Origin of the sequence: Nitrosomonas sp. (genome assembly GCF_021731985.1) — a bacterium.
Lineage (GTDB): Bacteria > Pseudomonadota > Gammaproteobacteria > Burkholderiales > Nitrosomonadaceae > Nitrosomonas.
In genome coordinates this window covers 1-12,835 of record NZ_JAKFWH010000076.1, presented here as the reverse complement: position 1 = coordinate 12,835, position 12,835 = coordinate 1, and the positions used below count along the sequence as shown (strand labels likewise).

At 44.9% G+C, this 12,835-nt stretch carries 12 protein-coding genes and 1 pseudogene; 7 read left to right on the top strand and 6 right to left on the bottom strand.

Annotation, left to right across the window (positions count from 1 at the left end; all coding sequences use genetic code 11):
• Positions 1 to 113: pseudogene (locus QZ942_RS11590) on the top strand (IS5/IS1182 family transposase); the annotation flags it as partial.
• 215 nt (positions 114 to 328) lie between these two features.
• Here QZ942_RS11590 and QZ942_RS11585 read toward each other — a convergent pair.
• Together QZ942_RS11585 and QZ942_RS11580 are read right to left on the bottom strand one after the other, a co-directional pair.
• On the bottom strand, positions 329 to 619 hold the full coding sequence (locus QZ942_RS11585) for an Lpp/OprI family alanine-zipper lipoprotein (protein ID WP_292995729.1): 291 nt from the start codon (positions 617 to 619) through the stop codon (positions 329 to 331).
• Positions 620 to 895: 276 nt separating this feature from the next.
• Positions 896 to 1,471 (bottom strand): L,D-transpeptidase, encoded by a 576-nt coding sequence (locus tag QZ942_RS11580; protein WP_292995727.1) that lies wholly within the window; start codon positions 1,469 to 1,471, stop codon positions 896 to 898.
• Positions 1,472 to 1,545: 74 nt separating this feature from the next.
• On the opposite strand from QZ942_RS11580, the gene QZ942_RS11575 reads away from it, so the two are divergent.
• Genes QZ942_RS11575 through QZ942_RS11560 form a run of 4 tightly spaced genes read left to right on the top strand, consistent with a single transcriptional unit; the run spans position 1,546 to position 5,715 of the window.
• Positions 1,546 to 1,779 carry a HypC/HybG/HupF family hydrogenase formation chaperone gene (locus QZ942_RS11575; RefSeq protein ID WP_292995725.1) on the top strand — a complete coding sequence of 78 codons (234 nt, stop codon included), beginning with the start codon at positions 1,546 to 1,548 and terminating at the stop codon, positions 1,777 to 1,779.
• Between the two features lie 23 nt (positions 1,780 to 1,802).
• Complete coding sequence (hypD, locus tag QZ942_RS11570; protein WP_292995723.1) at positions 1,803 to 2,951, top strand: hydrogenase formation protein HypD; 1,149 nt, start codon at positions 1,803 to 1,805, stop codon at positions 2,949 to 2,951.
• Entirely contained in the window at positions 2,951 to 4,009 is a 1,059-nt protein-coding gene (gene hypE / locus QZ942_RS11565; protein WP_292995721.1) for a hydrogenase expression/formation protein HypE, read from the top strand. Before hypD ends, hypE begins: the two co-directional genes overlap by 1 nt.
• Before the next feature lie 5 nt (positions 4,010 to 4,014).
• A complete protein-coding gene (locus tag QZ942_RS11560; protein ID WP_292995719.1) occupies positions 4,015 to 5,715 on the top strand; it encodes a hydrogenase maturation protein in 1,701 nt (566 codons plus the stop codon).
• A 38-nt stretch (positions 5,716 to 5,753) separates the two neighbouring features.
• On the opposite strand, the gene QZ942_RS11555 is transcribed toward QZ942_RS11560, so the two are convergent.
• The 3 genes from QZ942_RS11555 to QZ942_RS11545 all read right to left on the bottom strand — a co-directional run bounded on the left by QZ942_RS11555 (position 5,754) and on the right by QZ942_RS11545 (position 8,939).
• Positions 5,754 to 6,200, bottom strand: coding sequence for a hypothetical protein (locus tag QZ942_RS11555; RefSeq protein WP_292995717.1), 447 nt, complete (start codon positions 6,198 to 6,200; stop codon positions 5,754 to 5,756).
• 458 nt (positions 6,201 to 6,658) lie between these two features.
• Complete coding sequence (locus QZ942_RS11550) at positions 6,659 to 7,546, bottom strand: PEP-CTERM sorting domain-containing protein (protein WP_292995715.1); 888 nt, start codon at positions 7,544 to 7,546, stop codon at positions 6,659 to 6,661.
• Between the two features lie 520 nt (positions 7,547 to 8,066).
• Positions 8,067 to 8,939, bottom strand: a complete 873-nt coding sequence (locus QZ942_RS11545; RefSeq protein WP_292995713.1) for a PEP-CTERM sorting domain-containing protein — start codon at positions 8,937 to 8,939, stop codon at positions 8,067 to 8,069.
• A 622-nt stretch (positions 8,940 to 9,561) separates the two neighbouring features.
• On the opposite strand from QZ942_RS11545, the gene QZ942_RS11540 reads away from it, so the two are divergent.
• Positions 9,562 to 10,803, top strand: coding sequence for a TraB/GumN family protein (locus tag QZ942_RS11540; protein ID WP_292995711.1), 1,242 nt, complete (start codon positions 9,562 to 9,564; stop codon positions 10,801 to 10,803).
• A gap of 6 nt (positions 10,804 to 10,809) precedes the next feature.
• Complete coding sequence (locus tag QZ942_RS11535) at positions 10,810 to 12,660, top strand: ABC transporter ATP-binding protein (protein ID WP_292995709.1); 1,851 nt, start codon at positions 10,810 to 10,812, stop codon at positions 12,658 to 12,660.
• Here QZ942_RS11535 and QZ942_RS11530 read toward each other — a convergent pair.
• A partial coding sequence (locus QZ942_RS11530) for a hypothetical protein (protein ID WP_292995707.1) occupies positions 12,643 to 12,835 on the bottom strand: 193 nt, incomplete at its 5' end. The genes QZ942_RS11535 and QZ942_RS11530 overlap by 18 nt on opposite strands.

The window sequence follows — 12,835 nt, the reverse complement described above, 5'->3', positions numbered from 1 at the left end:
GCTACAAGGGATTGGTCAAAAATACCGCTCAGATGTTCTCGCTGTTCGGGCTTGCCAATTTGCTGTTGGCTCGCCGGTGGCTATGCAGAACAGGCAGCCTAGTTGCGCCTTGAAAACAAGAAATGAGGGTAATAATGCAAAAAATGATGCGATTCAGGTCAAAATTGGGCAAATTATCGCAATATTACATGATCACTCGGCTTGATCTCTACTGCGCGATGAGTTATTCAGCGTTTCCCTAGCTCTTTAGAGAGAAGTGGTATTCATAAAAAAACCCCTCAGTTGAGGGGTTTTTTTATGAATACCATACTACATCACTACATCGTCATTACTTATGCATAGCTTTCTTGAACATACGATCAATCTTTGATTCTGTATCCATTGAACGTCTGTTTGCTTCCTCTGCAATACGTACTGCATCATTTGCTTTGGCGTTAGCAGCATCTGCTGCTGCCTTAGCGGCGGCGGCATCGGCTTTAGCTGCAGCTATATCTGCACTAACTTTATTTTGATGTTCTTCTAGTTGACCTGTGGTTGCACAGCCTGTTAGTCCAATAAAAGCACCTGCTATCACTGCCAGCGTTAACATACGAACTGGATGCTGGATTTTCTCTCTCATTCCGATATCTCCTCAGTAGTTTATCTATTCAAAACGCACAATCATCCACCACTTTACTAGCCACTGATACCTGAATATCAGTAACGCACAGGGATCTTATCTGATTTTTTCTGCAAAATAAATGGATTGCATGACAAATTTACGGGGGACCCAGCAATAAAAACCACCACCCGTCTGTTAAGTGACTAATAAAACAACATATTTATTCCACAAACTCAATTCAAGTAATTAACAACAAACAACTCATATCTCGATACAGCTGCGAATCATCAGCGGCTAGCGAATATTCACCAATATACCGGGCTTGATCCATTTACCCAGCTGGTCAATCTGTTCGTTCGTTAGTGCAATACAACCATTGGTCCAGTTGTATTCATGATGAATCTCCTGATCCCCCCTCCCAATTCCATGTATGCCTATGTGACCTCCTAACGGTGTATTCTGAGGCGGCGTCTTTCCCATACTTTTTGCTTCCAATATCGAAAGCCAGGTTTCTTCAGTGATTCTATTTTCATCCAACGCACGTTTTGCCGTATCAAGATTTGGATAGTTCAGACCAAAAAAACGATAATAGCGGCTTTTCTCATTGATCCAACCCACCCTGAATCTTCCCAACGGGGTTTTGTCGTCTTTTGTCATCTTGGACCAAGTTGTGCCATAGCGTCCAATAGCTACATTCTTAAACACCGTTTGAATGGCATTACCCTGCATCACCGACAAAGTATGTGTAGATGTGTCTACATCAATCCATATTCCATTATCTGCCCGAACAGAATTTGGTATTACCGACAAGCTCAACAATCCAATCAGCAAGATCACTAAATAAAGAATAAAAGAATTTTGTTTGATCACTTTCTAGACTATTAATAATTGAGATAGTTAATTATGTCATAATTTAAGCATTCAGAAACTTACATAAAATGCTTATGTGCCTTGCTATTCCAGCTTGTGTCGAACAATTGATTAATGAAAATTATGCAATAGTCAATCTTAGCGGCATACGTAAGGAAATTTCGCTGGCATTGGTTGAGGATGTTGTTCCTGGGGATTATGTCATCGTACACGTTGGTTTTGCGCTACAAAAACTGAATCAGACCGAAGCAGAACACACGCTAGCCATGTTTGCAGAAATATCTGCTCTCAATCAAGAAAACATCTAATGATAGTGATTAAATAATCTGTCATGAAATATATTGATGAATTTCGAACCGGTACTCTGGCGCAGAAAATCGCTGCCAGAATCGCATCTGAAGTAAATCCGCAGCGCGATTACCATTTTATGGAATTTTGCGGTGGCCATACCCATGCCATTTCACGTTTCGGCATTATTGATCTGCTTCCTGACAATGTACATATGATCCATGGCCCTGGTTGCCCGGTATGTGTTTTACCAATCGGCCGCGTGGAAAATGCTATCCGACTGGTACAAACACCCGGATTGATACTCTGCAGCTATGGCGATATGTTACGCATACCCACCGCAAGCGGTATGAGTTTGTTGAAAGCAAAAGCACAGGGGGCAGATGTACGCATGGTGTATTCCAGTGCAGATGCAATAAAAATTGCACAGAAAAATCCGCAACATCAAGTAGTGTTTTTTGCCATCGGTTTCGAAACCACCACACCACCCACCGCTGTTGCAATCAAGCAAGCACAAGCGCTTGGTTTGAATAATTTCACTGTGTTTTGCAATCACGTGTTAACCCCTTCAGCGATTTCCCATATTCTTCAGTCCGCTGAAGTCCGCCAACTCGGAATAGTCCCATTAGACGGTTTTATTGGCCCAGCACATGTTTCTGTGGTAATCGGTAGCCAACCCTACGAATATTTTGCTGAAGAATTCCAAAAACCTGTAGTAATCGCTGGTTTTGAGCCACTCGATGTCATGCAGGCAATATTGATGCTACTTCGCCAGATTAATACTGGTCGCGCAGAGGTTGAAAATGAATTTACGCGCGCAGTGTTACCAAAAGGCAACCTCAAGGCACAACGGCTCGTGGCTGAAATCTTTGAATTACGCCGCGTCTTTGAATGGCGAGGTTTAGGTCTAGTGCCCTACAGTGCACTGAAAATCAAATCCTGCTATGCCAGCTTTGACGCCGAACAACGTTTCCAAATTCCTGCACTTTCTATTGCTGATAACAAGGCTTGCGAATGTGGCGCCATCTTGCGCGGCGTGAAACGTCCACAGGATTGCAAGATATTTGGCACAGTTTGCACACCAGAAAATCCAATCGGGTCTTGCATGGTATCTTCGGAAGGCGCTTGCGCCGCGCATTATAGTTATGGTCGTTTCCGGGATACGAATCATGCTACGTCAAAGGAAAACTAATGTCTCGCAGAGGTATTATCAAACCTGGATACATGCGTGCTGTTGATCTGAAAAATGGCTGTATTGAGATGGTGCATGGCAGTGGCGGACGTGCTATGGCACAGCTGATTCATCAATTGTTTTTGACAGCATTCGATAATGAATATTTGCGCAAAATGAATGATCAAGCCTGTTTCCAGAGCTTTAACGGGCGCATGGTGATGTCCACCGACAGTCATGTTATTACACCATTATTCTTTCCCGGCGGAGATATTGGCAGCCTTTCGGTCCACGGCACCATTAATGACATTGCCATGTCTGGAGCCAAACCATCCTATCTGGCAGCCAGTTTTATTCTGGAAGAAGGTTTCCCGCTTTCTGATCTCAAGCGTATCGTTGATTCCATGGCAAATGCCGCACACGCTGCGCAAGTTCCGATTGTAACCGGCGATACCAAAGTGGTTGAGAAAGGCAGTGGCGATGGCGTATTTATCACCACCACCGGGATTGGCATGGTACCGGAAGGAATCAATATTTCCAGCGAGAATGCGCGACCCGGTGACAAAATACTCGTATCCGGCACACTGGGAGATCACGGTATCGCAATTATGGCATTGCGTGAAAACTTATCTTTTCATACCAGCATTACATCCGACACCGCAGCATTACATGATCTGGTGGCACATATGATCACTGCTGTTCCGGATATTCATGTACTACGTGATCCCACACGTGGCGGGGTTGCCACCGCACTTAATGAAATCGCTTTGCAATCATCAGTAGGCATGATGTTATATGAGAACAAGCTACCCATTCGTGAACAAGTGTATGCGGCCTGTGAGTTTTTAGGTCTAGATCCACTGTACATTGCTAATGAAGGCAAACTCATCGCGATCTGTACGGCGGAAGATTCAACGAACTTACTGAATGTGATGCGCGCCCATCCACTAGGCGAGAATGCCGCTATTATTGGTGAAATTATCGAAGACACCCATTGTTTTGTACAGATGCAAACCCGTTTTGGCGGGAAACGCGTTGTCGACTGGTTAAGCGGCGAACAACTTCCGCGGATCTGTTAAATCTATTGAAAATCCTGTTTCTAACACACAGTTTCAACAGCCTGGCGCAGCGCCTGTTTGTAGAATTGATGCGATGTGGACACGACATATCGATCGAATTTGATATCAACGACGCCGTCACACACCAGGCTGTCGAACTGTTTCAGCCTGATCTGATTATTGCTCCATTTCTGAAACGCGTCATTCCGGAAACTATCTGGCGCAAGCATACTTGTTTTATTGTCCACCCTGGAATTATCGGTGATCGTGGCCCCTCTGCGCTAGATTGGGCAATCATGCATGACCGGCAGGAATGGGGAGTAACGGTATTACAGGCGAACGCTGAAATGGATGCCGGCGATATCTGGGCATCGGAAATTTTCCCGATGCGTTTCACTAGGAAAAGCAGTTTATATCGCCATGAAGTTGTTGAAGCAGCGACCAACGCAGTACTTACTGCTATCGAACGTTTCCAGTCTGGAACATTCATGCCGACCCCGCTAGATTATTCACGTCCCGGAGTCCTGGGCCGGTTACATGCCCCAATCCAGCAACTCGACCGCAGTATCAATTGGCAGCAAGATAAAACAAATACCATCTTGAGAAAAATTCATGCCGCCGATGGATTTCCGGGTGTATTGGATACGTTACATGGAGAATCTTATTTTCTATTTGATGCTTGCAGGGAAGAATGTTTAACTGGCAAACCCGGAACAGTAATAGCAAAGCGCAATAATGCCATTTGCCGGGCGACAGTGGATGGTGCAATCTGGATTGGCCATCTAAAACAAAAGAATAATGCCGAATCAACATTTAAGTTAGCTGCCACAATGGCATTGAAAAATCACCTTACCGATGTGCCGGAAATACCATTTGATCCTTTCTCTGAAGAGTCCAGCAATACTTACCGTGACATCTGGTTTGAGCAGAGAAATGATGTTGGCTATCTACACTTTGCCTTTTATAACGGCGCCATGGATACCAAACAATGTGAGCGTTTGCGGGGAGCTTACCTGAAAGCGACTGAACGGAATATTCGAGTTATCGTGCTGATGGGCGGCCCTGAATTCTGGTGTAACGGTATACACCTGAACCACATTGAGCGGGCTATCAGTCCCGCCGATGAATCCTGGCACAATATTAACGCCATGAATGATTTGGTACAGGCCATTATCACCACGGACCGGCAACTGACGATCGCTGCACTACAAGGCAATGCCGGAGCGGGCGGTGTATTTTTATCACTGGCTACCGATTATATTTTCGCTCGCGACAGCATTATCCTGAATCCGCATTATAAAAGCATGGGCAACCTATACGGCTCAGAATACTGGACTTATCTACTACCTCGGCGGGTCAATGAATCCCATGTAAAGTCATTGACACAGAATCGTTTGCCAATCGGTGCTCTGGAGGCGCGCAATATTGGATTAATGGATGATTGTTTTGCTTTGAACCCGATAGATTTCAAGAAAAAGATAACACACACCGCTGAAACAATCGCAATCAACCCTGATTTTTTCGCACTACTGCAGCGAAAAGTACAGCAACGTCAATTAGACGAACAGCAAAAATCCTTACAAAGTTATCGAGACGAAGAACTCCGTCACATGCAACTTAATTTCTACGGTTTTGACCCCAGTTACCATGTTGCACGCTACCATTTTGTACACAAAATTCCGCACAGTTGGACACCTCGCTATCTTGCCCGGCATCGCCACTTATAAGTAAACAATCATTCTTGATTACTCTATTGCGCATTGTTTCATTGCCGCTGCCCTGCCACTGTATCTCGCTTGAATGTTTCCACCAGGTTTGGATCAAACTCAGGAGGCTTCTCGGCTGGTGGAATTACACCCGGGCATTGCTTGATAATTGCCCATTGCTGTATCGCATCATACTCACTTTTTAGTTGCTCATACTCAGCTTCTTGTTCTTTGGTTCCCCCCAATGCAAATAATGCCGCCCATGAAAGCGATAAATCCGCGCCGAGCACCCATTTGTCTTTAGTCGTATTTTTGTCATCCGGTTTGCCTGTTAATTGACTGACTCTGGTTTGAATTCGTTCAATCTCAGCCAATAACTCATTGCAATTATAAGTTTGAAATTGCGCTGGAGAAATGTAAGGCACATGATTATTTTCTGGTGACACTGCGCAACCCGATAATAAAATTGCAGCGGCAAAAAAAACAGTAGCAATTAATCTTTTCATAGCACCAACTTCCTTCTTGGGTTTTTTCACTGACAAGCAATGTTTCCACACACCTATTCTGGTGAATTGTACACCGATATTCGTACTTTCAGTCCCACATCATGAAATTGACTAAAAAACGGATCACGGCACGGTTAGAGGTAATACTGATGCAATAAAGATAATCAGACAGCACATTCCTGTTGCTATGCAAAGAGCGCAAAATCGACTTGTTTGCAGACCCTGCGAATAAACAGGGCGACCAGTTAAAAGGCAATTCACAGCCGGATGGATCTTATTTCTGTATCGCCGCCATGGAAAATATTCTAGGGATCTAAGGATAGGAATAATGCTGAGTTACCAGTTATTCAATGCACCTTTTACATTTGCTGATAGGAATACTTCCACATACCAAATTCAGTAAATAAAAAAACCACAGAGAAGAAATTCTTCTCTGTGGTTATCGCATTAAGTACTGATTAAGCTACTTTACGACGGCGTGCTGAGAAACCGACTAAACCAAGACCAGCCAGCAACATGGCATAGGTTTCTGGTTCTGGAACAGCCATGATGTATTCGTAACCAAAAGTAACTGACTGGCGGTCAGCGATGGTACCCAGATCATAGGCCAGATTGATTGAATAATCACCGAAACCATAGTTACCTGGTGCTTGTGCAGCAGCTAGCATCAGCGCAGGATCAACTGGGCTGCAGCAGGTAGTTGGATCAACATAAGGATTGATCGCAAATGCCGATGCACTTGTTGTATTAGCCAGCGTTAACGACCATCCATCCAAACTTGTGGCCGTTACAGAACCTGTATTTCCTGTCGCATTGATTACGTTAGTTGTGCCAAACCCAAGACCAGCTGGAATACCTTGATCAGGGTCAACACCAACACCCCATTGAGCATTAGTCGCAGTAGATCCGGTGTTATTCGTCAGTTGAACCTGAACGGCCACATGTCCTGCTGTTGGAATACTTACCGTTTCAATAAAGCTCCAGCCACCACCAAAACTAGCAGTAAGCACTAAATTGCCACCCGAAAACATGATTGAAGAATTAAATGGATTCGATGCATCTGTTCCAAATGGAGCACCCACCGACTCATCCGCTATCGCAACAGACGAACCATTGGCATTGAACGAGTAATTTGATGCCCATGTACCGTGGTTAACAAATTCCCTTCCCATATAGCTCAAACCAAGGGCTGTTGTATTTGAAAAATAACCGGCATCAGCGATTGTAGCTGAGGTGCCCGCTCCATCAGTAATTACAGCTGCAGCATTTGCTGAAGAAACAAACGCGCCACATAATGCTAATGCTACGACTTGTGCCAAGCAATTTTTTTTCAATTCGAATTTCATAATAAATACTCCTTTAATTTAAGATTTCAATCTACTACACAGTATGAGTTAGTTGCCAATTATACAATCTCATTAGTAACTAACATAAGGGCCAAACTACTTCTTTATGTATTTACGAGTACCTGAATAGCTCCCTATCTTCAGATAGATGTAATTATATAGTTACAGCAATGTCTATTATAGATCTAAAGTTTTCTAATACTATAGAACATACTTCCTTTTTTCTTAGTACATTTGTCCTATAATTACCTAAGAAAGCTCTGATTAAGTTGATGATATTCATGGTTCGACAAGCTCACCACGAACGTAATCAATATATTACCGGTCGTCCTGTCGAAGGATTTAATCAGGGCTTCCATAATTGCACCAACCAGGCTGTTCACATTCAAACTATCTGCATTCTGCTACAGTGTTAAAAACAAGCTCAAAATACCCACTTATCGAGCATAAACTGCACTTCTTCGCCTGTTTCTGGCGTGCATCGACTACCTCGAATACGCTTTTAAGCATCCTGGCGAAACTAAATAATCCTGCGACGACGCGCTGAAAAACCAATCAAACCAAGACCAGCCAGCAACATGACATAGGTTTCTGGTTCTGGAACAGCCATAATGTATTCGTAGCCAAAAGTAACCGAATGGTGGTTAGCAATGGTACCGAGATCATAAGCCAGGTTAATTGACGAGTCGGAAAAACCGTAGCTGCCCGGCGCTTGTGCAGCAGCTAACATAAGCGCAGGATCAACCGGGCTGCAGCAGGTAGTTGGATCGATATAAGGATTAATCGCAAAAGCCGATGCGCTAGTAGTATTATGCAGCGTTACCGACCATCCATCCAGACTTGTAGCCGTGACGGAGGCACCAAGTCCCGTCGCATTGATGACGTTAGTCGTGCCAAACCCGAAACCAGCTGGAATACCTTGGTCCGGATCTAGGCCAACACCCCATTGAACGTTATTGGCTGCACGTCCGGTGTGGTTCGTTAACTGAACCTGAACAGCGACATGGCCACTCGTGGGAATGCTTACTGTTTCAAGAAAAGACCAACCGCTTTTGAAGCTTCCAAGGATAACTACATTACTACCTGATCCGAGAACTGTAGCACTAAACGGATTGGATCCTGTCGCCTCATCTGCCACAGCGACAGACGCGCCATTGGCGTTGAGCGACCAATTGGATGCCAATATACCGTGATTAACAAATTCCCTTCCCATAAAACTGAGACCGAGGGCGGTTGCGTTGGAGAAATAACCGGCATCCGCGATCGTAGCAGAGGTACCTGCCCCATCGGTAATCACGGTAGGTGCAGCGTGCGCTGTCGTAACAAACGTACCACATAGCGCTAACGCCACCACCTTTGCCAGGCAATTCCTTTTCAATTCAAATTTCATCATGACTACTCCTTTACTAAAATTGAAAATTACAAAAAATCTGTTTCTCTATCACTCAACTGCTTTACTGGACCGACATAAAATCTCAAGCTACTGCTTTTATATCTGTGATAATCTGGATACTATTTATCTTCAGACCTAACCTACAGTTATAATGTGCTCAATTATATGGAAATAAGCCATTAAATATATAGAGCATTCATCCTCTTTTGTTAGTACGCATGTACTAAAATTGCCCTTCCAAAAAGTCATTTCCGTCACTCACATTTCCAATAGGAGCCTTAGCATGCCATGCACATCCTATATTTGACGCTTGCTTGCAGTTTCGCAAAATAAAGCGGCCAGCTCACGAAAAGAAGCGGCATAATCTCAGGTGGTGTTGAAAAAGTTAGAACAAAAAATTCTTTGAAAAATCACTCCTAGCCACGAGAAAGAAGTTTTCAAGAAAATCTTGGTGTTCCACCAATCATTGCATCCAGGCCGGCTGGTACGCTTAAACACTATTTTTCTTTGGTAGCCGAAAGAAGCTGAATTTTGTTTGAATTATCACCATGGTAATCTTTGTTATGCAATACTTGGATTACATTTACCCGCTAACTCCTACGACTCTTAAAAATAACAACCCATGGTTAAATTAGAAGAACAAGCTATTGAATCAGTCAGTGAGTACGACACACAAACTGAACCGCTCAAAATTGTCCAAGTAAACAACTGTAGCATCACATTGCTGGGAACTGCCCATGTTTCAAAAGCCAGTGCTGATAAAGTTCAGGAACTGATTGCCACAGGAAAGTATGATGCTGTGGCTGTTGAGTTATGTCCGAGCCGTCACAAAGTCATCGTTAACCCCGATGCCATGGCTCAAATGGATTTATTCCAAGTAATCAAAAACGGTCAAGCCAGCATGGTCGCTGCCAGCCTTGCGTTAGGCGCTTTTCAGCAGCGCATGGCGGAACAGTTCAATATTGAACCGGGTGCCGAAATGCGTGTGGCGATTAAAGATGCGCAAGCCGCCAAATTACCGGTTTTACTGATAGACCGCGAAATTGGCACGACCATGAAACGGATTTACCGCAATGTTCCCTGGTGGAAGCGTCTCACTCTATTTGCCGGCCTGATAGAAAGTGTAATCAGCAAAGAAAAATTCAGTGCAGCCGAAATTGAAAAACTCAAAGAAGGCGATGTACTTGAAAGTTCTTTTGCACAGTTTGCTGAGAATGAAAAAGACTTATTCCGGCCACTGATCAGTGAGCGCGACGAATACATGTCAGCACGTCTCATCAAAGAATCTAACGAAAATAACTACCAGCATATCCTGGCAGTGATTGGCGCCGGGCACCTGAATGGCATGGTACAACAACTCGAAACTCAGGGCATTACCAATCCGGAGGAAAGAATTGCACAACTCGATACCATTCCGGCACCCTCTCAATGGCTAAAATTTATTCCCTGGATAATTGTTGCGCTGATTCTGGCAGGCTTTGCAATCGGTTTTACGCGCAGCCCGGAAATGGGCACCGCCATGGTCGTTGACTGGATAGTTATTAATGGCGGGCTTTCCGCATTGGGTGCAGCGATTGCTTTTGCTCATCCGCTTTCTATTCTGACCGCTTTTCTGGCAGCTCCGTTGACATCTTTAAATCCAACCATTGGCGCTGGCATGGTTGTCGCTGCCGTTGAAGCTTATTTACGCAAACCTAAGGTCAGTGATTTTAATCGCCTCAGAACAGACACAACCACTTTGAAAGGTTGGTGGAATAACCAGGTAACACGCATCTTACTAATTTTTATACTTTCAACACTGGGTTCAGCCATTGGTACTTATGTGGCGGGATTCAGAATATTCGAACAACTCAGTAGTAGCTAAATTCATATGTTCGACTACTTCGAACGCCTGATAAACCCTTACCCCCCGGAACATCCGGTTGAGCCACCCAAGGGGTTATATCAATTCTGCCGCCACTATATCCGCGGCATTGAGTTTTATCTGATTTTGCTGGCGCTATTAACCACCTGCCTGGCGATCAGTGAAGCCATGTTGTATGGTGTGCTCGGGCAAATGGTCGATTGGTTGGCGGAAAAAGAAACAACACATTTTCTGGAAGACGAATGGCCGACTTTACTGGCCATGTCCGTATTTGTTTTGATAGTGATTCCGCTTCTGGTGCTACTGCATTCCTTAGTGATTCACCAGACACTCATGGGGAATTTCCCCATGCGTGTCCGGTGGCTGTCACACCGGTACTTGCTCAATCAAAGTTACGCATTCTTTCAGCACGAATTCAGTGGCCGGATTGCCACCAAAGTCATGCAAACTGCACTATCAGTGCGGGAAGCGGTCATGAAACTGCTTGATGTCATTCTTTTCGTAACCGTTTACCTCACGACAACGTTACTGCTGGTGTTCCATGCAGATCCACGCTTATGCTTGCCATTACTGGCTTGGTTATTCCTATACATCGGCATTCTGTCGCATATTGTCCCGCAATTAAAACGCATCTCCACGCTACAAGCCGACGCACGCTCTCTCATGACCGGGCGTATTGTCGACAGTTATTCCAATATCCTGACCCTCAAGCTATTTTCTCAGAGCCAGCGAGAATCCGCTTATGCCAAAGCGGGCATGGAAGAATTCATGGCCACGGTATACCCGCAAATGCGCCTATCGACGCAACTCAATGCGTGTGTTTGGATTATCAATATGCTACTGGTATTCGTAACGGGGGGACTGGGCATTCATTTATGGCTGCAAGGTGCCATCGGCCCAGGGGCAATTGCGATTGTCATGAGCTTAGCTATCCGGCTGACTGGCATGTCACATTGGGTCATGTGGGAAGTCAACGCACTGTTTGAAAATATCGGCACGGTACAAGACGGTATCAATACACTGTCCAAACCCCAGCATGTCATCGATGTACCGGATGCAAAGGAATTGCAAGTTCATCAGGGCGCGATTGATTTTAATCATGTCTGTTTTTCCTATCACCCCGATCAGAACGATTCACACCGTATCTTTGATGATCTTAATCTCCACATCGCACCCGGCGAAAAAGTCGGCATTGTCGGCCGATCAGGTGCAGGCAAATCGACATTCGTAAACCTGTTACTGCGTTTTTATGATTTGCAACAAGGCACTATCACCATCGACGGACAAGCTATTCATACAGTAACTCAGGATAGCCTGCGTGCCAGCATCGCCATGGTGACACAGGATACTTCGTTATTACATCGCTCGGTGCGTGACAATATTCTATTCGGCAAACCCGATGCCGACGATGCACAAATGATCGCAGTAGCCAAGCAGGCCCAAGCGCATGAATTTATCCTGACATTGCGGGATATCAAAGGCCGGACCGGCTATGACGCCCATGTGGGCGAACGTGGCGTCACGCTTTCCGGCGGGCAACGGCAACGCATTGCCATTGCTCGTGTGCTATTAAAGAATGCACCCATTCTGGTATTGGATGAAGCGACATCGGCACTGGATTCTGAAGTGGAAGCCAGCATCCAGCAAAGCCTGTATCAACTGATGGAAGGCAAAACGGTAATCGCTATCGCGCATCGCCTATCCACCATCGCAGCGATGGACCGGCTCATCGTATTTGACAAAGGGCATATCGTAGAACAAGGCAGTCATGCCAAACTCATCGCCAGCAATAAGCTCTACGCACAATTATGGAATCACCAGTCGGGCGGATTTCTAGGATTACTGGAAAATGAATAAACTTAATACTGAAACGGTCAGAGCTTCATAGCTTGTGCCGCTATTACAGTTACCATTCCAATCTTGAATTGAGGCAAGAACTGTTTGTTGATTCTTAGCTAGTGCCAGCCCGAGAACCTCATTTATTGCTAGCAGCCCGAATCTCTTCTCCCCGCCGCCCCCCTTTATACAAAAC

Bases quoted from the DNA above. Each gene is read 5' to 3' on its own strand.
- QZ942_RS11575 (WP_292995725.1), top strand. From the start codon at position 1,546: ATGTGCCTTGCTATTCCAGCTTGTGTCGAACAATTGATTAATGAAAAT.
- QZ942_RS11540 (WP_292995711.1), top strand. From the start codon at position 9,562: ATGGTTAAATTAGAAGAACAAGCTATTGAATCAGTCAGTGAGTACGAC.
- QZ942_RS11550 (WP_292995715.1), bottom strand. From the start codon at position 7,546: ATGAAATTCGAATTGAAAAAAAATTGCTTGGCACAAGTCGTAGCATTA.
- QZ942_RS11555 (WP_292995717.1), bottom strand. From the start codon at position 6,200: ATGAAAAGATTAATTGCTACTGTTTTTTTTGCCGCTGCAATTTTATTA.
- QZ942_RS11585 (WP_292995729.1), bottom strand. From the start codon at position 619: ATGAGAGAGAAAATCCAGCATCCAGTTCGTATGTTAACGCTGGCAGTG.
- hypE (WP_292995721.1), top strand. From the start codon at position 2,951: ATGTCTCGCAGAGGTATTATCAAACCTGGATACATGCGTGCTGTTGAT.
- hypD (WP_292995723.1), top strand. From the start codon at position 1,803: ATGAAATATATTGATGAATTTCGAACCGGTACTCTGGCGCAGAAAATC.
- QZ942_RS11535 (WP_292995709.1), top strand. From the start codon at position 10,810: ATGTTCGACTACTTCGAACGCCTGATAAACCCTTACCCCCCGGAACAT.
- QZ942_RS11545 (WP_292995713.1), bottom strand. From the start codon at position 8,939: ATGATGAAATTTGAATTGAAAAGGAATTGCCTGGCAAAGGTGGTGGCG.